The following is a 20491-nucleotide window of genomic DNA, read 5'->3' as shown; positions in this document are numbered from 1 at the left end:
TCCGGACCGCGCGCGGCCACGCTCTCGCGGGGTGATCGGTCTTTGGAGGGCGCGGCGGTCCGGCCGCGGGCCCGCGATCAGCGGGTGTCGCGACGGAGCCGCCTGAGGACGAACCCGAGGCGTTGTCAGTGCCGATCACGCTCCGCAGGCGTGCGGGCGCGGCCCGTGGGCATCTGTGAGACATGGTTGAGGTGCACGGTTGTGGCAGGCCGCCGGTGGCGGTGTCGAGCCGCCTGCTCGACGAGCCGGTACGGCCCAACGGCACCCACAGCCGCACCCGCGGCCTGTTCGCCGACGCCGTGGATGAGGGCCATCCGCCGCTGCCCGTCGAGGACGAAGGGCGGCTCAATGACGCGGTCCTGCCGTTCGCCGGGCGGATCTTCGCCCAGGCGCGGCCGCGCGAGTTGCTGTGCCCCGCTCCGCCACCTACATACGAGAACAATCCATTTGCCCCCACATCCGGACGAGCTCGGCCTGTGCAACCACGTCAGGTGACACGACCAGCGACGCAGCCCGTCTCGTCGTGAAGGAGCCGTCGATGGATACGGTGATCGTCCTGCTCAACCGGGACCTGCGGGTGCACGACCACCCGGCCCTGACGGCCGCCTGCGAGGGCGCCCGCGCCGTGATCCCCCTGTTCGTGCTGGACGAGGCCGTCCCCGCCGGCCACCGCCGCGGCTTCCTGCTGGAGTGCCTGGCCGACCTGCGGGCGTCCTTCCAGGCACGCGGCGGGGACCTGATCGTACGGCACGGCGACGTCGTGACCGAGACCATGAAGCTCGTACGCGGAACCGGAGCCGAGGCGGTCTTCGCCAGTGCCGACGTCAGCCTGCTGGCCAGGAACAGGCAGGACCGGCTGGCCCGCGAACGCATCTCGTACCAGCTCTTCCCCGGGGTCACGGTGGTGCCGCCCGGCACGCTCAAGCCGTCCGGGGGCGGGGATCACTACCGGGTCTTCACGCCGTACTGGCGCTCCTGGAGCCGGCACCGGCATCGTCCCGTGCTCGCGGCGCCTCACCGCGTGCCGACGCCCCAAGACCTCGACGCCGGGCGGCTGCCGGGCCCGGCCCGGCAGCAACCCGTGCCCGGCGGCGAGACCGCCGCCCGCGACCGCGCCCGGCGGTGGATCCGTCGCGACCTGCCGGGATACGCCGACGGCCACGACGATCTGGCCGGTGACCGCACCTCCCACCTGAGCCCGTACCTGAGGTTCGGCTGCCTGTCCCCGCTGGAACTGGCCCACCTGGCCGCGGGCGGCGAGGCGTTCCTCCGCCAGCTGTGCTGGCGCGACTTCCACCACCAGGTCACCTACGCCTTCCCGCGAATCAACCGGGAAGACTACCGACCCCGCGGCCACCGCTGGCGCGACGACGAGGACGCGCTGCAGGCCTGGCGGGAGGGCATGACCGGACTCCCCATCGTGGACGCCGGCATGCGCCAGCTCCTCACCGAGGGCTGGATGCACAACCGGGCCCGCCTCATCGTGGCCTCCTACCTGGTCAAGGTTCTCGGGATCGACTGGCGCGCCGGCGCCCGGCACTTCTTCGAGCACCTCCTCGACGGCGACGTGGCCAACAACTCGGGCAACTGGCAGTGGGTCGCCGGCACCGGCAACGACACGCGTCCCAACCGCGGCTTCAACCCGCTGCGCCAGGCACAGCGATTCGACCCGGCGGGTGAGTACGTACGCCGCTACGTCCCCGAGCTCACCGACGTGCCCGCCGCCCACATGCATCAGCCGTGGCGGCTGAGCACTCCCCCGAGCGGCTACCCCCGCCCGATGCTCTGACCGAATCAGCCATCGAGCACGGCAGCAGTCGCGGCTCCGGACACCACCGGGACGATTTCGAACTCGGCGAGGTCCGACCACTCGGCAACCCAGCGTTGCAGGAGTGCGATGTCGTCACATTCCATGAGCTGGAAGCAACGGCCCAGATCGGCCGTCACCCAACTGGAGACGAACACAAGGCCCTCGTCGGTCATGCGTCCCTTCTCGCGGAATCGCCGATAGACGGCCTTCGCGTCCTGACGACGGAATCGTTCGATCACCATGAACAACATGTGCCCTCCGGTGGGTGACGGTTTTGTCGTTCGCCACCGTACGACCGATCGGCGTCGGTGACTGACTGGCTGATCTCTCTCGGCTTCCCGCCGCCCAGCGGCAAGGCGTTATGAGGACGCTTCTGGCATACCGCCGCCACACCGCCGATTTCTAGGCTGATGCTCGTGTTTCATCCCAGCGATGGCCGGCTGGGCGGCGTACGTGTTCCCGCGGGTACATCCGGCCGGGCAACACCTGGACCGGTACGCCGACCGGCTCGGTGGGGAACGCCACACCGCGTGCATGAGCGGCACCACTCGACGCCGTTGTCCCCTCTGCCGACCACGCCCATGCGGTGGTGTCGATCGGTGCGGCCCGGCTGCCATGCTCTTCGAGATCGACCACCTCGAATCAGGTCCCGCCGTGTTGCAGTGGCTGAGCTCCGAGGCAGAGGGCGATCTCATCTTGACGATCGAAGCGTCCTTCCCCTGGCGGCAGGATGCGATCGGCGTCGAGGTGGCCGGCGAAGAGACCTTCGCATCCGCGTTGTCACAGGTCGCCGAGGCGCCAAAGGATCTGCAACGTCAGGGCACGTTACGGGGACGACCTTGGGCAGTCCATTGGCTTGGGCCGAATAGATCGTGACCGACCTCAGCTTACGGTTACTAATCGTGATATTCTCTAACCCTAAGTGGCTTCCCCGTGCGGTAGGAGCCACCATGACCGCAGCGCTGGCACTCGTGCCGACCGTCGCGCAGGCGGCGCAAGGCGGCCAGACATTCGGCTACACCGGAGTTCCGCAGACATTCACAGTCCCAGGAGGAGTGTGCGAGCTGATCGTGGACGCCTTCGGCGCCGCGGGCGGCACCGCCGTCTACGGATCTCCCGGCGGGCGAGGCGGTGAGGTCAGCGGCACCGTACGGGTCAATCCGGGAGACGAGCTGACGATCAACGTCGGCGGCGCGGGCACAGGCGGGAACCTCGACACCGGCGAACCCGCGGCAGCAGGCTACGGCGGAGGCGGCCGGCCCGGCGGGTTCCAGGAGGACCTCACACCCGGCAACGGCACCAACGGCGGTGGCGGAGGCGGCGCGACGACGATCACCCTCGGCACGCAGCCGCTCATCATCGCCGGCGGCGGTGGCGGCGGCGCCGGCAGCTTCGCCGGTGGAACGGACGGCCAAGGCGGCGACGGCGGCCAGAACGGCACCAACGGCGACACTCCGAACCAGCCCGGCGCCGGCGTCGGCGGCTCCTCGGGCGGCAACGGCGGCGCCGGCGGCCCAGGCGGGCAGCCCGTGGCCGACTTCGATCTTCCCGGCCTTCCCGGCGGGAACGCTCAAGGACGCACCGGCGGGAACGGCGCCGTCAACCTCGCCGACCCGCACATGGGATCGGGCGGCGGCGGTGGCGGTGGCGCACAAGGCGGCGGCGCCGGCGGCTCCTCCTCCGCCAGCACCATGTACGGCGGCGGCGGTGGCGGAGGGTCGAGCCTCGGTCCCGCCGGAGTCACGTACAACACCGGCGTCCGCGAGGGCAACGGCGAGGTCACCCTCTCCTATGACACCGAGTCGTGCGGCGTCCCGCCCACGCCGGAGCCGTGTCCCAAGGAGAAACTGAAGGTGGACAAGACCGCCGACCGGACCAAGGTCTCCGTCGGCGACCAGGTGCACTATCGCATCCGTGTCACCAACACCTGCGACAGGACCTTCCTCAACGCCACCGTCACCGACGACCTGACCGACGTGCTCGACAACGGCTCACTCACGGGACCGATCCAGGCCACGACGGGAACCGTCCAGCGCTCCGGCGACACCCTGGTCTGGACCGGCGATCTGAGCCCAGGGCAGACGGCCACGATCACCTACACGGTGATCGCCCGCACGCCCGGCTTCCTGCGCAACATGGTCTCCTGGCACTGCAAATCGTCCGAGGCCCTCATGAACTGCACCGACAGCACCATCGTGAAGGTCTTCCACAAATCACGGCACAAACCACGACCCTGGTAACCGAGCCATGCCCCAAGGGGCCTCAGGCGTGACCTGAGGCCCCTTGCCGTGTTCCACCGTGAAGGGCACAGAAGTCGAGTGAATCGCCCCGGGTTCAGAGCTACTGAGCCTCGTACCTGCGCTGTCGCCATGCGGACACTCCACCATCCTTCGAACGACCCTTTCCGGGACGCCCCTCAGGCACAGCTCAGGCGGGGGTTCCATGAATCCGACGGCCCGGTACAAGGGCCACGAACCCGCCGGCGCACGTCGCCACCGCCCCTTGTGCGGCGATGGCGGATGCGATGGACTCACCTGGCCACCAGAATCCGGGGCCATACGCCGGTTTCTGGCCGGATCCGAGAAGGGACACGCAGGAATGAAGTTATCGAAGAGCGGCGAGAAGATGTCTGATATGTCAGGCTTGCGCAGCATCATGGAGGACGTCGCGACCTCCACCGCCGCAGGCGCCGCCGATTGGCTGAACCTGAGCATCGGCAACCCCGCCCAGATCAAGGAGGTCGTGGACACCTGGCGGGACCTGACCGCAACGGTCGTGGCGGAGGATTTCTCCTTGACGAGCAGCCGGTACGGGCCTTCGCGCGGCATGCCCGCCCTGGTCGACGAGATCGTCGCCTACTTCAACACCCGCTACGGCTGGGGCATCACGGCGGACAACGTCGCCGTGGGACCGGGCAGCCAGATGCTCTTCTTCATCGCCACCGCGCTGTTCGCCGGCGAGGTCACCGACGGCTCGTTCCAGCGTGTGGTCCTGCCCATGACACCGGACTATCCCGGCTACCTGGGGTTGTCCATGGACCCCGACGGCGTGACCGGCATCGCCCCCAAGATCGAGCTGACCGGCGACAGGTCCTTTCAGTACGCCTTCGACTTCGAGGCGCTGGAACGATGCCCCGAGATCGGCATGCTTCTCCTGTCCAGCCCGAGCAATCCGACCGGCCGTAGCATCGACGGCGACGAGCTCGCCCGGCTGATCGACGTGGCACGGCGCCGTGACGTACCGCTGATCGTCGACCACGCCTATGGCACCCCGTTCCCCCGCGTCGCCGCCTCCAGAGTGGCGCCGCAGTGGGACGAGAACCTGATCAACTGCTTCACCTTGTCCAAGGCGGGCCTGCCTGCCGAACGCATCGGATTCGCGATCGGGCCGTCCCGGTACATCCGTGCGATGGTGTCGTTCATGGCCAACTCCGTCCTGCATGCTCCGCAGCTCATGCAACTGGTGGCGGCCAGGGCGCTGTCCTCAGGGCTGCTGGACCGGCTCGCCTCCTCGGTGATCAGCCCGTTCTACCGGGCCCGCCGCCTCTACGCGGAACGCCTGTTGGCCGATCTCCTGCCGGACTCCATCGACTGGCGGCTGCACGCGGGAGAGGGCGGGATGTTCTGCTGGCTGTGGATCGACCACGACTGGTTCGATGACATGGCCCTGTACCGGCTGATGAAAACCAAGAAGGTCTTCGTCGTACCCGGTCGCCACTTCTTCGGGAAGCCGATGTCGACGACCTCAGAGGCGCCCCACGCCAAGCGGTGTTTCCGGATCAGCCTCACCGCGGACGAACACGTGATCGCCGAAGGTGTGGCGAGGATCGCAGAAGGCCTCCTGGAACTGCGCCACTCCGCCTAAAGGTCCTTGAACCCGCGGTACGCCTGATTTCATTCGACTACCTGATCCGCCGACGGGCCAGATCAAGCGCCGCCAAGTCCCGGTCGGGCCGACCGACGGGACGCCGAAAGTTCAGCGCCTCGCGGCAACGAGGGTGGCGGTTTCGTGGCGTCGCCGGCGGTGGTGGCCTACTCCTTACGCGGGTTCGTGGCGCGATCGAGGTACCGCCTGCCCCACACGTCCAGCAGGTACACGATCTCCTCCAGGCTTTTGCCCGTCTCCGTGAGCGAGTACTCGACCCGCGGCGGCACCTCCCGGTACACCATCCGCTCGACGATCGCGTCCTCCTCCAGTTCGCGGAGCTGCCGCGTGAGCATACGCGGGGTGATGCCGTGCATCTCCCGTCTGAGTTCGCCGAACCGATGCGTGCCCTGGAGCAGTTTGTAGACGATCGCCAGCTTCCAGCGACCCCCGAGGATCTCCATGGCAACCTCGACCATGCAGTTGTCCGGCTTATCCGTCAGATCCGTTCGCATCTCCGCCACCTCTATTGGTATACAAATCGGCACTATGTCACAAGAAAGACAGTACTTGTCGATTCCGTAGTACCTTCCCCAGGCTGGGATCATGCGTTCGAACGACACACCTCGCCGGTGGGCGGTTCTCGCGGTGATGTGCGCGAGTCTGTTCCTGGTCGGCATCGACCTGACCGTGCTGAACGTCGCCCTGCCGAGCCTGACCGAAGAGCTGATGCCCGGCGCGACCGAGGTGTTGTGGATCGTCGACGTCTACTCGCTCACGGTGGCAGCGCTCCTGGTGACATGCGGAACACTGGGCGACCGGCTCGGCAGGAAACGGATGGTACTGGCTGGGTTCGCCGTGTTCGGCGTCGCCTCCGCCGCCGCGGCGGCCTCCGGCACGACCGCGCAGCTCATCGGCGCGCGGGTGCTGCTGGGCGTCGGCGCCGCGATGATCATGGCCTCCACGGTGGCGATCATCAGGACGACCTTCTCCGACGGCCGCGAGCGGGCGATCGCTCTCGGGGTGTGGACCGCGGCGCACAGCGCGGGCGCCACCGTCGGGCCGGTCCTCGGCGGCGCGCTGGTGGAGCGCTGGTGGTGGGGAGCGGTCTTCCTGGTCAACGTACCCCTCGTGGCCCTCGCGCTGATCGCCGGCGCCTGGCTGATCCCCGAGTCCAAGGACCCCGCGCCGCGCCGGTGGAATCCGGCGGACGCGGCACTCTCCATTGCCGGCCTCGGGCTGACGGTCTACGCGGGGAAGCAGGTGAGCGACCACCCGTCCGCCGCGACGGCCCTGACCGGGGCCGCGGGCGTGGCGCTGCTCGTGATCTTCGTGGTACGGCAGCGGCGTGCCGCTCATCCGCTGCTGGATCTCTCGCTGTTCGCCGACCGCCGGTTCACCGCCGCCACCATCTGCGTCCTGTCCTGCTTCGGGTGTTATACGTCGCTGCTGTTCTTCCTCACCCAGCGATTCCAACTCGTGGACGGCTTCACTCCCCTCCAAGCGGGCCTGGCGCTTGCTCCGCTGGCCGCGGCGAACGCCGTGGGTGCGGCCGGGGCGCCGTGGCTGGCAGGGCGTTGGGGGCGGCGGTCCGCCGTGGCGGCGTCGCTCGTCATCTTCGGCGGCGCGCTGGCCGTGCTCGCGGCGGCGCCGGGTGGGCCCGCCGTCTTCGCCGCGTTGGTCGTCGCGGGCGCGGCGGCCGGGGTGGTGATGACGCTCGGCGCGGATCTGGTGATGTCGGCGGCCCGCCAGGAGCGTGCGGGAGAGGCCGCCGCCATCCAGGAGACCTCGTTCGAGCTGGGCGCGGGGCTCGGGGTCGCCGTACTGGGGACGGTTCTCACCGTGGTGTACCGCGCGGCGCTGCCCGCCGCGCCCGCCGGGGCGCGGGAATCACTCGGGGCCGCGGCCGAGGTGGCGGCCACCCTCGCCCCCACCCAGGCGTACGAGCTGCTCCAGGCGGCGCACGAGGCATTTCGCTCCGGGCTCAGCGCGACGCTGGCCGGCGCCGCGGCGTTGGTCTGGCTGACCGCCATCGTCTCGGTGGTCCTGTTGCGCGACCCGCGCGAACCCTCCGGGGCGGTGGCGGCAAGAAGCGGCTCGACGTCGGCGAAATGAGTTCACCGAACTCGGCCATGTCCGCACGAGGCGGTCAGGCGACGGGGGTCCAGGTGAACCGGCCGTCGGGGCGGGGTTTGGCGCGTCCGAAGGTCACGTCTGCGAAGTGGCCGCCATAGCCGATCGTGTCAGGACGGCTCAGTTCTTCGACCAGGCGGCGGCGGTGCTCGGCGGATTCGGCGGGGTCGTGGTCGATTCCGCAGGACCATTCGGGGTGGGTGACCTGTACCGGCGCGTGCAGGGCATCGCCGAACACGATGAGCCGCTGGTCGCCGCCCGTGATGGTGTAGGTGGTGTGCCCGATGGTGTGCCCGGGCGCGAACGAGGCGTGGACGCCGGGGAAGATGCTTTCGCCGTCCTCGATCGTACGGACGCGGGGTTCCATGACGGCGAGTCGCGGCTCGTCGGCGAGGTCGCGCCGCTCCCACTCAGGCGCCGCGACGAGATGCGCGGCGTGGGCGAAGGGTGGTGCGTCCTCGCCGGGCGCCGTGCTCCAGGTCCAGCCGAGGTGGTCGGAATGCAGGTGGGTGATGGCGACGGCCTCGATCCGCTCCGGCGTACGGCCCAGCTGCCGCAGGTTGTCCAGCAGTTGGCCGCCGTACAACTTCCCCAGCAGCGGGTTGGCCGGGTCGTCGGGGTGGGACTCGGGGCCGAACCCGGTGTCGATGAGCAGCGCGCGGTCGCCCCGCTCGACCAGCAGGCCGCCGATCCCGGCCACCAGGTAGCCGTCGTCGTCGAGGTGGTCGCGGTAGGCGGCCCAGTCGGCGGCGGTGGCGGCGGGCAGCCAGCCGCGCGGCTTGAGCCGTACGACTCCGTCCGGGACGTAGGTGATCGTGAGGTCGCCCAGCTGGAGAGAGCGGACGCGGGGCGCACGACTCAGGCGCGTGCGGTCGAAGGCGGTCGTCGTGGCCATGATGCCTGCCCAGTGCTCGAAGGAGGCGCCGCCGGGGCGGCGGCGCCTCTCGAACATTACAACTCGAACCATTCCAATTGCAATCATTCGAGTTGTACTAGACTTGAGCCGTGACCGACCAGCACGAAACCCAGGCCCAGGCCGACCGCGAGCTCTGTGGGCTGATCAACGGCCTGGCCAAACAGATCGAGGCGCACGTCCGCACCCGCGCGGCCACCCTCGGCCTGACCGCCTCCCAAGGCGTCGCGATGCGCGAGCTGACCGGCCCCATGACCTTGCGCGAGCTCGCCGAACGGATGAGCTGCGAGCCCTCCAACGCCACCTTCGTCGCCGACCGCCTTGAGGAACAGGGCTACCTCGAACGCCATCCACACCCCGGCAACCGCCGTGCCAAGCATCTCGTCCTGACGCCCGCGGGCACCGAACTGCGCGAGCGCCTCCTGGAGCTGCTCTCCACCGATTCCCCGCTGGCCCCGCTCACCTCCGAGGAGCAGGACGCCCTGCAGCGCCTCCTCGTCCGTGCCGTCGTCCGCTGACCCGCGGCCCGGAGGCTCAGTACGTCGCGCGCCATGCGACCGGCCCGGTGGCTGCGCGAGTTGAGCCCGGCCGGCACCGCCCGGCTGTCCACGACGCCGGCTGGATCCGCGAGCGCCGCCTGCGCCAGTGCCGGCGCGATCCGGCCGACCCTCGGATGGACACCTGCCCGATCAGTGCGATCGCGATCTCGCCGACGCCAGGGGTCGTTCCGTTGTCGCCCCGGCATCCTCCGCCGAGGATCACAGCGGTCAGGTCGTTCCGCTACCCTGTCACGACGCAGTACGGGACGCCGAAGTCCGCATGGACGGTGCACTTCGCCGCCTGCCAACTGTTGATCTTCGTCCAGACGCCCTTGGTCCTCCAGGACTGTGTGCCCTTGAAGTTCAGCATGTAGTCGTCGTTGTTGAACGTGAAGGCGTCCGCGTCCTTGCTGTAGTCGCTCGTGCTGTGCGCCGGGAGTGACACCTGCTTGCACGGGGCGTAGACCCAGTCAGGCGTGGTTCCTCCGCTGTAGTTCCAGACGTCGCAGCGGTCAGCGCCCTGCCCGAGGCTGTAGGTGATGTGCATGCCCCAGGAGGAGCTGTTGATCACTTGGCCAACGAGCATTGCATTGGCCGATGCGGGGCTGCTCGCAGCCATGAGCAGCCCCGTCAGGCCTAGCGCCATGATGCTGATCCTGCCTGCTCGGATCCGATGCCGCATGGTTACATCCTTTCGTCGCCGGGATCTCCCCGTTGTGTCAGAGCCAGTTCATCGCGCCGGGCCCAGGCTCGTCCCCCAGTTCCGGCCTGAGCAGGAACACGAAGCTCAGCGCCCCTGCCTGTCGTCCACTTGTTCTCGGCTGCTTCTTCATCCACGCAATGGAGGCGCCACGTCCGATCTTGTGCAGATATGGCACGCCGAACCGGCCGACACCCACCCCACCCTGACCGACTCCGGCGCCGACACGGCTCCGCGCATGGACGGAGCCGAGCCGATCTGGCGGTCCACCAGGTCCAGCCCTTCGCCGAGCTTGTCCGATCAGTCGCTGTGTCGCCGGCGTGGCGAGGCGCGCCCCTGCGGACCCGTTCTTCTGGCCTTCAGCGGGTGAGGTGGCGTCCGCCTGCGACGGAGAGGACCTCTCCGTTGACGTGCCCGTTCGCCGCCGAGCCGAGATAGGCGACGGCGGAGGCGACGTCCTGGGGGGTGCAGATGCGGCGGGTCGGGGTCATGGCCGCTTCGGCGTCAACGACCTCCTGCCCGAATCCTGGATAGGTCAGTGCCCGTTCGGTCAGGGTGAAGCCCGACCTGACCACGTTGGTGAGGATGCCGTACTTGGCCTCCCGGGAAGCCAGGACCCTCGCGGCCGTCTCCAGCGCGCCCTTCGCGGCAGGGTAGGCCGCGCCTGCGGGCATGGGCTGGCTGACCACGTCCGATGAGATCATGACCACGCGTCCCCATCCTGCTGCCCTCATACCGGGCAGAGCGGCGTCGATCACGGACAGTGTCCCGGTCACGTTCGCGGCGAAGTCGTCGGTCAGGGTCTCCCATGTCTCGGGTGTCCGGGTCGGCCATGACACGGCGTTGGCGATCAGGATCGCGATGTCGCCGAGTTCGCGCTCCACCTGGTGGACGGCCGTCCGGATCGACTCCTGGTCACGCTGGTCGATCCGGACCGCGGTCGCCCTTCCGCCCGTACGCGTGATCGAGTCGACGAGGCTGCGGGCTCGCCCTTCGCTACGGTGCCAGGCGGCGGCGACCAGGGCTCCCTCTTGTACCTGAACAAGATGAGCAAGCTCTACCGCGCCGCCAAGGCACGCAAACTCGCGGCGCTCGGACTGCATCCCTGCCAGGACGTACTGCTGTGGGTGTTGGCGCAGGAACGCGACGGCATGACGGTTTCCCAGCTGGCCGCCCGGCTCGGTATCGAGCAGCCGACCGCCACCCGCAGCCTCGCCCGCCTGGAGAGCGGCGGCTGGTTCCGGCGCGAGCCGGTCGCCACCGACCGCCGTCAGGTGCGCGTCGTGGTCACCGACGCCGGTCACAAGCTGGTGCCGGAAATCGAACGGGCATGGGCGGAGCTCGCCGAGGAGGCGCTGGGCGAGGTGAGCATGGAGCAGCGTGAGATCGTGCTGAACGCCCTGGAACAGGCCAACGACACGCTACGCGCATCGGTCGGGGAAGCCGTCCTGGCCGAGGAATAGCCCTTTTCCGATCGATTCCATGGTGCCCCTGCCAGGGCTCAGCGTCGTGGTCGCGGCATGGTTGCGATACCGGCCCCGCTCAGCCTCGCGCGCCTATTCGTCCGCCTTCGGATAGTTCGACTTGCGCGCCAGCCACCACCAGCCGTCACCCAGCCGGCTGCACCACCAGTAATCGTCGAACGTGGTCGCGGTGAGATCACAGGGACTTACCCGCGCGGCGTCAGGCCGGTCATAGATGTAGAGGAACATGTTCTCCGACACTTCCTCGTTCGACAGGCCCATCATGAGAACACGTCCGGGGTGAAGCTCGATCGGCACATCCTGCGTACTGAGATGATCAAAGTGCAGGACATCGAACTCATCAGGCAGATGCACCCAGCCACCCGAAGGCATGTCCGCCGACAGCTTCCTGTCCTTGGCCAGCTGGGCCAGCGCGGTGAACTTGCCGTGATGGACCGCGAACCACGTACGTCCGAAGATCCCGTTCCAGGGCAGCACCACAACGGCGGCGCACAGGACGACCGCCGCACCGGCCGCGACGTAACTGCGGATGTCACCACGGCGGCGTACGAGTCTCTGCGCCCACCACGACGTGGAAAGCAGGGCCACGACGAACGCGATCCCAAGGATCAGCTGCTCGATGATCCGATCGTAGTACTCCAGCCACAGCAGATACCGTCCGGTCACGACCACGAGCCAGCTCGCCGCCATGGTCGCGGTCAACGCATACGATCGTTTGAAGACAGCCTCCCGCCAACCTGTGAATTCAACCCGCGCCCTCCACGACGTAGCGGACCTCGAACGCGCTGTCGGTGAGGTGCAACGGACATCAAGCCCCAGCAGTCACTCAACCTTCGGTGAGACACCGTAGTGGTCATCAACGTTCGATGACAATGCTCAGTTTTCGCTGCGACAGGACAGGAAACACGGAATCCTGCCCCATCACGATGACCGTCCGTCCTCGACTCTCGCGGCCGGCGGTGGAGTCATCCGGCCAGAGGGCGAAGGACTCCCCCTGCGATTGATCCCGAACCGGGACGGGCTGGACCGGCGACGGTCAGCGGCCGCTCAGCCGCCGCCGTAGTCGCCGCCCGCGCCGGACGCCCCCGGAGAGTCGTCGAGGAGGGCCCCGCCGATGCTCGCACGCAACCCCGACCATGCCGGCCACCCGGACATCAGGCGCTGCGGCACCCGGACCGGCACGGTCGGCGGCGTGGTCGACGGGACGGCCACGGAGTCCGGGCCGGGGGGCGGCGTGGTCGACGAGGCTTCGTCACAGTGGAAGCCGCTGTACGGCGGCAGCGCCGCGGTGACGTCGGGGCCGTTCCATGGGGTTGCGCCCGTTCCGTGGGTGAGCCTCGTCGATGCGAGCCCCGATGTCACATCCGGGTCATGGTGGATTCGTATCCGCCTCCGCCGGGGTAGACCCATGCGCCGGTGACGGTGGTGCCGTCAGCACTGAACGTGCCTTCGTAGTAGGCAGGGCCGCCCTTCACGCCGCCCCAGATAGTCAGTTTGTCGCCGGACAGCTCGTACACGTAGTCGAGCGTGTTGCCGGTCGAGTCGTAGAAGCGGGACACCACGTCCGCCCCGGCCGGCTCGCCGAACGGGCGCAGATTGCCGATCACTTCCAGGCCGGTGACGGGCCGGCCGAACTGGGTGAGGTCGACGTGCTGGAGCAGGAAGAAGCCGCCGGGCATCCACTCGTACCGGACGGTTCCCTCGGCGCCGCCGGTGATCGTCCAGCTGCCGACCAGGCGGTCCAGGGCCTTCAGGGCAGCGCTCGGCTCGTGGGTCTCCGACTTCTCGGACATCTCATCCTCCTTGGGGTTTGGTCAGTGCTCGCCGGTACCTCGGAGGCCGCCCGCGATCCTCGACACATCTCGGATGTGATTCAGATCACATCGCTGTCGGTGTCGAGAAACCGGATCCCGCCACGAGGTAGCGGCAAGACCCCATCGAGGAGGAAGTCATGGCCGCCACAGCCACCACCCACGTTCCCACCCGCCCGTCGGGCCGCCTGCTGCTCGCCGGCGCCCTGGCAGGGCCGGTCTTCTTCACCTCGGCCGTCGTCCAGATGCTCACCCGCGAAGGCTTCGACATCACCCGCCATCCGATCAGCCAGCTTGCCACCGGCAGCCTCGGCTGGATCCAGATCATCACGTTCGTGCTTGCCGGCGTGGGCGGCCTGGCGCTGGCCGCCGGTGTCGGGCGTACCCTCACCGAGGGGATCGGCCGCCGGGCGCTGCCCGTCCTGGTCGGGATCTTCGGGGTCGGGATGATCGCGGCCGGCGCGTTCACCATGGACCCGGAGAACGGCTTCCCCGCCGGAACCCCCGACCGGCCGGTGGCGCAGATGTCCTGGCACAGCGTGGCGCACTCGGCCGCGGCCGCCCTCTCCTTCACGGCGCTGGCCATCGCCGCCATCGTGCTGGCCGTCCGATGTGCCCGCCGCCGCGCGGTGCCGGCTGCGGTCGGCAACGGCGCCGCCGCGCTCGTCCTGCTGCTGCCCATGTCGCCGGAGCACATGAGCGTCCAGATCGCCGTCAACGGCCTGGTCGCCTTCACCTGGACGACCGTCCTGGCCCTGTCCCTGCGCCGCTCCGCCTGACCTCGCATAGCCTGTTACCGACGTACGACCAGAGGATCAACCATGAAGTACCTGCTGCTCGGCTACACCCCCGCGGCCGCCTGGGACGACGCCACCGCCGACACCCCGTCCGAGGAGGCGCTGGCGGCGTTCGCCGCCTACCAGAGGTTCGAGCAGGAACTGATCGCCACCGGCGAGTTCGTCGGCAGCGAGGGGCTCGGCCATCCGGCGGTCAGCACCACGGTCCGCAGGTCCGGCGACGGCGTGGTGGCGACCGACGGGCCGTTCGCCGAGCTGAAGGAGGTCCTGGCCAGCTTCGCCGTGATCGACGTGGCGAGCCAGGAGCGAGCCGTGGAGATCGCCTCCCGGATCGTCGAGGTGCTGGGTGAGCCGATCGAGATCCGGCCGATCATGGGCGAGGACTTCACCGGGTGATCGACCAAGCCGGGCGGCACCCGGCGCGAGCGGACTGCCGGCAGGACAACGGGAACAGCCTGAACCCCGAGATCGAGCACCTCCTGCGCGTCGAGGCGCCCCAGGTGCTCGGCGCGCTGGTACGCCGCTTCGGCCGCTTCGACGTCGCCGAGGACGCGGTGCAGGAGGCGCTCCTGGCCGCGAGCCGCGCCTGGCCGGCCGAGGGCGTACCGGACAACCCGCGCAGCTGGCTGATCCGCATCGGCTACCGGCGGATGGTCGACGTGCTCCGCGCCGACCAGGCCAGGCGCCGGCGCGAGCAGGAGGCCGGCATCGCCGAACTGGCCCTCCAGGAACCGGCCCGCCGGCCCGGCCCCGCGCGGGAGACCGACGACAGCCTCGCCCTGCTGCTGCTGTGCTGCCACCCCGCGCTGAGCGCCACCTCCCAGGTCGCGCTCACGCTGCGGGCCGTCGGCGGCCTGACGACCGCCGAGATCGCGCACGCGTACGGGACCGCCGAGAACACCATGGGCACCCGGATCAGCCGCGCCAAGCAGCAGCTGGCCCGCGCCGGCGCCCGCTTCACCCCGCCGGCCGACCTCGGCCGCGACGGCCGGATGGCCGCCGTCATGCAGGTGCTCTACCTGATCTTCAACGAGGGCTACACCGCCTCCGCCGGCGACCGGCTCGCCCGCGTCGACCTGACCGGCGAGGCCATCCGGCTGACCCGCATGCTCCACGCCTCCGTGCCCGCCGACGCCGAGGTCACCGGCCTGCTCGCGCTGATGCTGCTCACCGAGGCCCGCCGTCCCGCCCGCACCGGTGGCCACGACGAGCTGGTACCTCTGGACGAGCAGGACCGTACGCGATGGGACGCCGACCTCATCGGCGAGGGCACCGAGCTGATCGACGGCGTCTGGACCCGCCGCGAGGTGGGCCCCTACCAGCTTCAGGCGGCGATCGCGGCCGTCCACGCCGCGGCCGCGTCGCCGGAGCGGACGGACTGGCCGCAGATCGCGGCGCTCTACCTGTGGCTCGAACGGCTCAACCCCACCGCGCCGGTACGGCTGAGCCGGGTGGTAGCCGTGACCAAGGCGTACGGGCCGGCCCGGGGACTGGCCCTGCTCGACGACCTCAACCGCCGCTTCCGGCTCGACCAGGACCCGCTGGTCCGGCGACGCGAACATGCCGTACGCGCCCACCTGCTCTCGATGACCGGCGACGCGCCCGGCGCGGCACGGCTGTACCGCGAGGCGGCCTCCCTGACCGGCAACCGGATCGAGCAGCGATACCTTCTCGACCAGGCCGACCACCAGGGCTGAGGGCCCGGCCTTCCCACGTTCGGGCGGACACGTTGAGCAAGCCCCAGCCGTAGTCGGTCATGAACGTGACGTCACCAGGCTGGCGGGGGCTGGCCGCCGAGGGTTGAGCGTGGCCGGGTGACGGGTAGCGCTCGAGCCAAGAGCCGAGGAATCGGGGTGCGCAGCTGGTCGTGCCACAAATGAGCTGGTCCTCGCCGGACGCGACGCGGGGCCTCGCCACCCGCTGCTCGCCCGCCTGGAGAAGGACGCCTTCACCAGGACGCCGCTCACCGAGCAGGCCAGAAGGCCGGGCGTCAGCCTGCCGACGTTGCGCACGATCGTGCGCGGGGCGACCGGCGTCTCCCCGCAGGACTACATCCCGGGAGTACGCCTGAGCGGGGCGTCACATCGGGTAGAGGCGACTCGTGGTGAGCGGCTGGGACTCCTACGTGCCGTCATCCCGGGCTGTCTGGGCGATGGCAGGCCGGTCCGTGCCTCAGGCGGTCGGTTCGTGGGGGCCGCGGTGAAGCGGCACCGAATCGGTGGCGAATCGGGCGGCGCGAGGTTCGCGTTCGTCTCCGAAGCGGCGGGTGAGGATGTCGTAGAGCTCCGGGCGTCGTCCCTGGATCCATCGCCGGCCCGTCGACAGCGGCAGCAGGGAGAGGTCGAGGTCGGCGATCACCATGTCGTCACCCGCCTTCCAAGTCTCGGCGAGGATGCGGCCGTAGGGGTCGATGATCATCGCGTTGCCTGTGCGGATCTCGTCGTCGTCCTGGCCGACGCCGTTGCTGAACAGGAGGAACAGGCCGTTGTCATGGGCGCGGGCGGGCAGCCAGCGCATCAGCCACTCGCGTCCGCTGGGCCCGCGCAGCGCGGTTTCGATCGCCTCCGGGGCGCGGTGGCGATCGTGCCAGAGCTGCGCGGGGATCGGCCGCATCCCGTGGGGGCTGCGTGAGTCGGTGCCGCCGGTCTGGTGGGGGGCCAGCAGTATCGAAGCGCCCAGCAGTGCACTTGCCCGGACGTTCTCGACCAGGTTGTTGTCCCAGCAGATGAGTACGCCCGCGCGTACGCCCCAAGGCGTGTCGAAGACGGTGTAGGAGTCGCCGCTGCTGATCGCCTCGTGTTCGAAGGCGTGCAGTTTGCGGTGGCAGTGCACGTGCCCGTCCGGCATGCACACGGCGTAACTGTTGAACAGCCGACCCTGCTCGTCGATCTCCAGGAAGCCTGCCCCGATGGCCATGCCGTGATCGGCCGCCAGTTGCCGGATGGCCGAGATCGATGGCCCGGCCAGCGGCTCAGCCAGCGCGCGGAGGCGGTCGGCGGGGTGCCGGCGCAGGTGCCAGTACCCCAGCAGGCACATCTCAGGGAAGGCGAGGATCTGCACGTGTGCGGCGGCTGCCTCGCGTACGTAGTGCTCGATCCTGGCCAGGTTGTAGCTCTTGTCGTCGGGCCGGGGCTCGAACTGAACGGTCGCGCCCCGCACCGCCACGTCACCTTGTTCCACTGTTGACTCCTTCACGTCGCCGGTTCGACAGCAGGTGACCACACACGCCTTCCATGCGTCCAATGAATTCCATTTGGGTTTCTATAGACTCAAGGAATGGAACTGATGTTGCTCCGCGCCTTTCTGACGGTGGCCGAGCTGGGCACGTACGGTTCGGCCGCGCAGAAGCTGCTGGTGACCCAGCCGACGCTGACCAAGCAGATCCAGTCCCTGGAGGCACGGGTGGGAGGCCGGCTGTTCCACCGCGGGCGGCACGGTGCCACGCTCACCGACCTGGGGGCGATCCTGCTGCCCGAGGCGCAGGAACTGGTACGGCGCGCCGATGCCCTGGCCTTGCGCATGACCAGGGCGGCCGCGGGGGAGATCGGGCGCCTGTCGGTCGGCTTCGGGTTGTCGAGCATCGATCTGGCCCCGCGCGCCGTGGCCGCCTTCCGCCGGTGCCATCCCGACGCGCACGTCACCCTGGACGACATGTCCTCCCAGGAGCAGTTCGACCGGCTCGCGACCGGCGAACTCGACGTGGGCTTCGTCCGGCTGCCCGAGGGGGACGACTGGGCGCACATGGTGCTGGACACCGATCGCCTCGCCCTCGCCTCGACCGGCGAGCACACCTCGCCGCCGCAGGACACGTCAGACCTGCCAGGTTGGGTCGCTCGTCACAGATTCGTGCAATTGCGGAAGGAGAGAGGGCCGGGTCTGGTCGGGCAGATCGAACGGCTGTGCGGGGCCCTGTCGGTTCGTCCCGACGTCATCCAGGAGGCGGACGACCTGCAAACCGTACTGGCGCTCGTGGCGGCCGGGGTGGGGGCGGCGTTCGTCCCGGCCCGTGCCGGCCGCATCGCGCCCCCGCCGGTCACCGTCACGCCGCTCCGTCATCCGGTGGCGGAGTGGCGGATCGCCGTGGTGTGGAACCGTGATCGCATTCAGCCCATGACGGCCAACTTCCTCGCTGTTCTGGAACGCGGTGCGACCTCACCACCGGACGACCTCGACCGCGGCGGCCTCCAGCCCGCGCCCGCCCTGTCCGAGGTCAGAGCGCGTCCCCGGCTGGAGTTCCGCTCCAGCTGAGCTGCTCGGCGGAACGGGGAACGGGCTTCACCCGGGCGACGGTCACGATGTACAGGAGCAGGCCGGCGCTGGTGAGGGCGAACCCGGCCCAGACGGTGGACAAGGTCCCCCAACCGGCGTCGAGGGTGATCGCGCCGCCGATCGCGCCCAGCGAGTTGGCCAGGTTGAGCGCGGCCAGGTTGAGCGCGCCCATCAGAGTCGGGGCGTCCGGCGCGAAGCCGGTCAGCCGCACCTGGATGGTGGGGATCGCGTACATCATGGTCGCGCCGACGCCGAACAGGCAGGGCAGCAGGACGAACAGATTGCCGCCGGCCATGCCGATCAACGCCAGCAGCGCCAGGACGGCGCTGTAGCCCCGGATCAGGCCGCGGTTCTCGTACCGGTCGGCGACGCGTCCGCCGAGGTGGTTGCCGGCCGCCATGCCGAGGCCGAAGACGGCGAGCGCGATCGGGATGAGCGAGGCGTCCCGCCGCGCCGCGTCGGTGATGAACGGGCCGATGAAGGTGTAGACGGCGAAGATGCTGGAGATGCCGAGTGCCGCGACAATGACCATCAGCCAGACGTTGATCCGGCGTACGGCCTGCAGCTCGCCGGTGATGGAGCCGCCGTGCAGGTCATGGGTACGGGGCAGCCAGGTCACCAGGGCGATGCCGGCGAGCAGGCCGATGGCGACCACGACCCAGTACGTGGTGCGCCAGCCGGCGTTCTGACCGACGAAGGTGCCGAGCGGCGATCCGACGACGGTGGCGATGGTGAGTCCGCCCATGACGGTGGCGAATGCCTTGCCGCCCTTGCCGGGGCCGTACACGTACGCCGCGACGACGGCTCCGGCGCCGAAGAACGCGCCCTGCACGCTACCGGCGACGAACCGGAAGACGACGAGCAGCACGATGTCCGGCGCCAGCGCGGACAGCCCGTTGCCGATCAGGAACAGGGCGATCAGGCCGAGCAGCAGCGTGCGCCGGTTGACCCGGGCGGCGAGCAGGGTGATCGCCGGCGAGCCGATCACCACCCCCATGGCGTAGGCGGTGATCGCGTGGGTCGCGACCGGGATCGACACGTTCAGATCGGACGCGAACAGCTGAATGATGCCGTTGCTGCCGAACTCGCCGGTACCGATCGCGAAGGTGCCCAGCGCCAGCGCGAACAGCGTCAGCTTCGGACCGCGGCTGGGCGACTTCACGGAGGTGCGCCGGCTCTCCTCTGCGGCGCACTGGCCTTCGTAGGCGCGCTGATGCAAGGTTTCCGCCTAGAGGGAAGAGTGCGCGGCGCGCTTGATGAGGTCGGCCGTCACGACAGGCTGCGAGATCATCGCGACGTGTGAGGCATTGACCTCCGTGACACGTGCGCCGGCCCGCTGCGCCATGAACCGCTGCGCCGCGGCCGGAAGCACCTTGTCGTCCCGGGCCACCAGGTACCAGGACGGGATCTCCTTCCACGCCGGCGCACCGGACGGCTCCTGCAACGCGCGTACGTCGCTCGGCCGCTGACCCGCCCACATCAGCTCGGTGGTCGCCCTCGGCAGGTCACCGGCGAACACCTCGCGGAAGACCGCGTGCTTGACGTACCCGTCGACCAGGCCCTCACCGTAGGGACGGAAGTCCAGCGCCGTCTCCCCCAGCTTGCTCCCGGGATACTTCGTCTGCAGGCCCAGCAACGTCTCCCCCTTGTCGGGGGCGAACGCGGCGACGTAGACCAGCGCCTTCACGTCGGCGTTGCCGATCGCCGCGTTCGTGATGACCATCCCGCCGTAGGAGTGCGCGACGAGCACCAGCGGGCCGCTGAGCGTCGCGAGGATGCTGGACAGGTAGGCGGCGTCGGCGGCCACGCCGCGCAACGGATTCGCCGGAGCGAGGACCGGATAGCCGTCACGAACGAGCCGGCCGGCGACGCCGTTCCAGCCGGAGGCGTCGGCGAACGCGCCGTGCACCAGCACGACGGTCGGCTTGGACCGGCCCTCCGGCCGGGTGTGCGCCTGCGCCGCGGGCGCGCCGAGCAGGGCGGCAGCGGTGGCCGCGGCCGATCCGGCAAGCAGGGTACGGCGGGTTGTCGTCATGGATGCGGAACCTTTCACCAGAGGTTGATCGCCGGTCAGCGTAGGGACGGAGACTTGACGATCTCTGCATGGCCGGGTCACGGACGGTTCCCTGGTCGTCAAGTGCGCCGATCTAGCCTGGCGCCGTCGTACAGGC

23 protein-coding genes are annotated in these 20491 nt (G+C 69.5%); 12 read left to right on the top strand and 11 right to left on the bottom strand.

Translation table 11 applies throughout. The features are described from left to right. The first annotated feature begins 182 nt into the window (after window positions 1–182). Together IEZ27_RS37410 and IEZ27_RS37405 are read left to right on the top strand one after the other, a co-directional pair. Window positions 183–527, top strand: coding sequence for a YbgA family protein (locus IEZ27_RS37410; RefSeq protein WP_189651591.1), 345 nt, complete (start codon window positions 183–185; stop codon window positions 525–527). 11 nt (window positions 528–538) lie between these two features. Beyond that, the gene (locus IEZ27_RS37405; RefSeq protein ID WP_189651590.1) at window positions 539–1789 is read left to right on the top strand and encodes a cryptochrome/photolyase family protein; all 1251 of its coding nucleotides are present in this window, start codon (window positions 539–541) and stop codon (window positions 1787–1789) included. Between the two features lie 5 nt (window positions 1790–1794). Here the strand turns inward: IEZ27_RS37405 and IEZ27_RS37400 are convergent, their stop codons facing one another. Continuing rightward, a complete protein-coding gene (locus IEZ27_RS37400) occupies window positions 1795–2061 on the bottom strand; it encodes a DUF3303 domain-containing protein (RefSeq protein WP_189651589.1) in 267 nt (88 codons plus the stop codon). A gap of 364 nt (window positions 2062–2425) precedes the next feature. Between IEZ27_RS37400 and IEZ27_RS37395 the strand changes: the two genes are divergently transcribed. The 3 genes from IEZ27_RS37395 to IEZ27_RS37385 all read left to right on the top strand — a co-directional run bounded on the left by IEZ27_RS37395 (window position 2426) and on the right by IEZ27_RS37385 (window position 5674). Continuing rightward, window positions 2426–2686 carry a hypothetical protein gene (locus IEZ27_RS37395; protein ID WP_189651588.1) on the top strand — a complete coding sequence of 87 codons (261 nt, stop codon included), beginning with the start codon at window positions 2426–2428 and terminating at the stop codon, window positions 2684–2686. Between the two features lie 74 nt (window positions 2687–2760). Beyond that, a complete protein-coding gene (locus IEZ27_RS37390) occupies window positions 2761–4050 on the top strand; it encodes a DUF11 domain-containing protein (protein WP_189651587.1) in 1290 nt (429 codons plus the stop codon). Between the two features lie 202 nt (window positions 4051–4252). Beyond that, on the top strand, window positions 4253–5674 hold the full coding sequence (locus IEZ27_RS37385; RefSeq protein WP_308427333.1) for a valine--pyruvate transaminase: 1422 nt from the start codon (window positions 4253–4255) through the stop codon (window positions 5672–5674). Between the two features lie 167 nt (window positions 5675–5841). Here the strand turns inward: IEZ27_RS37385 and IEZ27_RS37380 are convergent, their stop codons facing one another. Next, the gene (locus tag IEZ27_RS37380; protein ID WP_189651585.1) at window positions 5842–6189 is read right to left on the bottom strand and encodes a winged helix-turn-helix transcriptional regulator; all 348 of its coding nucleotides are present in this window, start codon (window positions 6187–6189) and stop codon (window positions 5842–5844) included. Between the two features lie 91 nt (window positions 6190–6280). On the opposite strand from IEZ27_RS37380, the gene IEZ27_RS37375 reads away from it, so the two are divergent. Next, entirely contained in the window at window positions 6281–7789 is a 1509-nt protein-coding gene (locus IEZ27_RS37375) for an MFS transporter (RefSeq protein ID WP_189651584.1), read from the top strand. A 34-nt stretch (window positions 7790–7823) separates the two neighbouring features. On the opposite strand, the gene IEZ27_RS37370 is transcribed toward IEZ27_RS37375, so the two are convergent. Next, window positions 7824–8759: an MBL fold metallo-hydrolase gene (locus IEZ27_RS37370; RefSeq protein WP_229824699.1), complete on the bottom strand. Its 936-nt coding sequence runs from the start codon at window positions 8757–8759 to the stop codon at window positions 7824–7826. Window positions 8760–8812: 53 nt separating this feature from the next. Between IEZ27_RS37370 and IEZ27_RS37365 the strand changes: the two genes are divergently transcribed. Then, the gene (locus IEZ27_RS37365) at window positions 8813–9238 is read left to right on the top strand and encodes a MarR family winged helix-turn-helix transcriptional regulator (protein WP_189651583.1); all 426 of its coding nucleotides are present in this window, start codon (window positions 8813–8815) and stop codon (window positions 9236–9238) included. Window positions 9239–9500: 262 nt separating this feature from the next. On the opposite strand, the gene IEZ27_RS37360 is transcribed toward IEZ27_RS37365, so the two are convergent. Together IEZ27_RS37360 and IEZ27_RS37355 are read right to left on the bottom strand one after the other, a co-directional pair. Then, the gene (locus IEZ27_RS37360) at window positions 9501–9830 is read right to left on the bottom strand and encodes a hypothetical protein (RefSeq protein WP_189651582.1); all 330 of its coding nucleotides are present in this window, start codon (window positions 9828–9830) and stop codon (window positions 9501–9503) included. A 488-nt stretch (window positions 9831–10318) separates the two neighbouring features. Continuing rightward, window positions 10319–11062: an SDR family NAD(P)-dependent oxidoreductase gene (locus IEZ27_RS37355; RefSeq protein WP_189651581.1), complete on the bottom strand. Its 744-nt coding sequence runs from the start codon at window positions 11060–11062 to the stop codon at window positions 10319–10321. On the opposite strand from IEZ27_RS37355, the gene IEZ27_RS37350 reads away from it, so the two are divergent. Further along, window positions 11006–11422 carry a MarR family winged helix-turn-helix transcriptional regulator gene (locus IEZ27_RS37350; protein ID WP_189651580.1) on the top strand — a complete coding sequence of 139 codons (417 nt, stop codon included), beginning with the start codon at window positions 11006–11008 and terminating at the stop codon, window positions 11420–11422. The genes IEZ27_RS37355 and IEZ27_RS37350 overlap by 57 nt on opposite strands. A 93-nt stretch (window positions 11423–11515) precedes the next feature. Here IEZ27_RS37350 and IEZ27_RS37345 read toward each other — a convergent pair whose 3' ends face one another. The 3 genes from IEZ27_RS37345 to IEZ27_RS37335 form a co-directional block, all read right to left on the bottom strand. Then, window positions 11516–12145 carry a hypothetical protein gene (locus IEZ27_RS37345; RefSeq protein WP_189651579.1) on the bottom strand — a complete coding sequence of 210 codons (630 nt, stop codon included), beginning with the start codon at window positions 12143–12145 and terminating at the stop codon, window positions 11516–11518. Window positions 12146–12490: 345 nt separating this feature from the next. Beyond that, window positions 12491–12805, bottom strand: coding sequence for a hypothetical protein (locus tag IEZ27_RS37340; RefSeq protein WP_189651578.1), 315 nt, complete (start codon window positions 12803–12805; stop codon window positions 12491–12493). Further along, complete coding sequence (locus IEZ27_RS37335; protein ID WP_189651577.1) at window positions 12802–13236, bottom strand: hypothetical protein; 435 nt, start codon at window positions 13234–13236, stop codon at window positions 12802–12804. Before IEZ27_RS37335 ends, IEZ27_RS37340 begins: the two co-directional genes overlap by 4 nt. Before the next feature lie 158 nt (window positions 13237–13394). On the opposite strand from IEZ27_RS37335, the gene IEZ27_RS37330 reads away from it, so the two are divergent. The 3 genes from IEZ27_RS37330 to IEZ27_RS37320 are packed head-to-tail and all read left to right on the top strand — an operon-like array spanning window position 13395 to window position 15748. Continuing rightward, window positions 13395–14033: a DUF998 domain-containing protein gene (locus IEZ27_RS37330; RefSeq protein WP_189651576.1), complete on the top strand. Its 639-nt coding sequence runs from the start codon at window positions 13395–13397 to the stop codon at window positions 14031–14033. A 42-nt stretch (window positions 14034–14075) separates the two neighbouring features. Beyond that, window positions 14076–14447, top strand: a complete 372-nt coding sequence (locus IEZ27_RS37325) for a YciI family protein (RefSeq protein ID WP_189651575.1) — start codon at window positions 14076–14078, stop codon at window positions 14445–14447. Then, complete coding sequence (locus tag IEZ27_RS37320) at window positions 14447–15748, top strand: RNA polymerase sigma factor (RefSeq protein WP_229824709.1); 1302 nt, start codon at window positions 14447–14449, stop codon at window positions 15746–15748. The genes IEZ27_RS37325 and IEZ27_RS37320 overlap by 1 nt, the downstream gene beginning before the upstream one ends. A gap of 475 nt (window positions 15749–16223) precedes the next feature. Here IEZ27_RS37320 and IEZ27_RS37315 read toward each other — a convergent pair whose 3' ends face one another. Further along, window positions 16224–17231 (bottom strand): nitrilase family protein, encoded by a 1008-nt coding sequence (locus IEZ27_RS37315; RefSeq protein ID WP_229824698.1) that lies wholly within the window; start codon window positions 17229–17231, stop codon window positions 16224–16226. A 96-nt stretch (window positions 17232–17327) separates the two neighbouring features. On the opposite strand from IEZ27_RS37315, the gene IEZ27_RS37310 reads away from it, so the two are divergent. Then, a complete protein-coding gene (locus IEZ27_RS37310) occupies window positions 17328–18299 on the top strand; it encodes a LysR family transcriptional regulator (protein WP_189651574.1) in 972 nt (323 codons plus the stop codon). Here the strand turns inward: IEZ27_RS37310 and IEZ27_RS37305 are convergent. Together IEZ27_RS37305 and IEZ27_RS37300 are read right to left on the bottom strand one after the other, a co-directional pair. Continuing rightward, the gene (locus tag IEZ27_RS37305) at window positions 18262–19482 is read right to left on the bottom strand and encodes an MFS transporter (protein ID WP_229824697.1); all 1221 of its coding nucleotides are present in this window, start codon (window positions 19480–19482) and stop codon (window positions 18262–18264) included. The two genes, IEZ27_RS37310 and IEZ27_RS37305, sit on opposite strands and share 38 nt — an antisense overlap. A gap of 66 nt (window positions 19483–19548) precedes the next feature. After that, window positions 19549–20355: an alpha/beta fold hydrolase gene (locus IEZ27_RS37300; RefSeq protein WP_189651572.1), complete on the bottom strand. Its 807-nt coding sequence runs from the start codon at window positions 20353–20355 to the stop codon at window positions 19549–19551. Window positions 20356–20491 lie beyond the last annotated feature (136 nt).

Origin of the sequence: Nonomuraea spiralis (genome assembly GCF_014648435.1) — a bacterium.
Classification (GTDB): domain Bacteria; phylum Actinomycetota; class Actinomycetes; order Streptosporangiales; family Streptosporangiaceae; genus Nonomuraea; species Nonomuraea spiralis.
Note: the sequence above shows the minus strand (reverse complement) of the source record. Positions and strands in the feature narration are given on the sequence as shown.

Excerpts from the sequence above, each read along its gene's own strand:
- IEZ27_RS37410 (WP_189651591.1), top strand. The coding sequence starts at position 183 with ATGGTTGAGGTGCACGGTTGTGGCAGGCCGCCGGTGGCGGTGTCGAGC.
- IEZ27_RS37405 (WP_189651590.1), top strand. The coding sequence starts at position 539 with ATGGATACGGTGATCGTCCTGCTCAACCGGGACCTGCGGGTGCACGAC.
- IEZ27_RS37400 (WP_189651589.1), bottom strand. The coding sequence starts at position 2,061 with ATGTTGTTCATGGTGATCGAACGATTCCGTCGTCAGGACGCGAAGGCC.
- IEZ27_RS37395 (WP_189651588.1), top strand. The coding sequence starts at position 2,426 with ATGCTCTTCGAGATCGACCACCTCGAATCAGGTCCCGCCGTGTTGCAG.
- IEZ27_RS37390 (WP_189651587.1), top strand. The coding sequence starts at position 2,761 with ATGACCGCAGCGCTGGCACTCGTGCCGACCGTCGCGCAGGCGGCGCAA.
- IEZ27_RS37385 (WP_308427333.1), top strand. The coding sequence starts at position 4,253 with ATGAATCCGACGGCCCGGTACAAGGGCCACGAACCCGCCGGCGCACGT.
- IEZ27_RS37380 (WP_189651585.1), bottom strand. The coding sequence starts at position 6,189 with ATGCGAACGGATCTGACGGATAAGCCGGACAACTGCATGGTCGAGGTT.
- IEZ27_RS37375 (WP_189651584.1), top strand. The coding sequence starts at position 6,281 with ATGCGTTCGAACGACACACCTCGCCGGTGGGCGGTTCTCGCGGTGATG.
- IEZ27_RS37370 (WP_229824699.1), bottom strand. The coding sequence starts at position 8,759 with ATGTTCGAGAGGCGCCGCCGCCCCGGCGGCGCCTCCTTCGAGCACTGG.
- IEZ27_RS37350 (WP_189651580.1), top strand. The coding sequence starts at position 11,006 with ATGAGCAAGCTCTACCGCGCCGCCAAGGCACGCAAACTCGCGGCGCTC.
- IEZ27_RS37355 (WP_189651581.1), bottom strand. The coding sequence starts at position 11,062 with ATGCAGTCCGAGCGCCGCGAGTTTGCGTGCCTTGGCGGCGCGGTAGAG.
- IEZ27_RS37335 (WP_189651577.1), bottom strand. The coding sequence starts at position 13,236 with ATGTCCGAGAAGTCGGAGACCCACGAGCCGAGCGCTGCCCTGAAGGCC.
- IEZ27_RS37330 (WP_189651576.1), top strand. The coding sequence starts at position 13,395 with ATGGCCGCCACAGCCACCACCCACGTTCCCACCCGCCCGTCGGGCCGC.
- IEZ27_RS37325 (WP_189651575.1), top strand. The coding sequence starts at position 14,076 with ATGAAGTACCTGCTGCTCGGCTACACCCCCGCGGCCGCCTGGGACGAC.
- IEZ27_RS37310 (WP_189651574.1), top strand. The coding sequence starts at position 17,328 with ATGGAACTGATGTTGCTCCGCGCCTTTCTGACGGTGGCCGAGCTGGGC.
- IEZ27_RS37300 (WP_189651572.1), bottom strand. The coding sequence starts at position 20,355 with ATGACGACAACCCGCCGTACCCTGCTTGCCGGATCGGCCGCGGCCACC.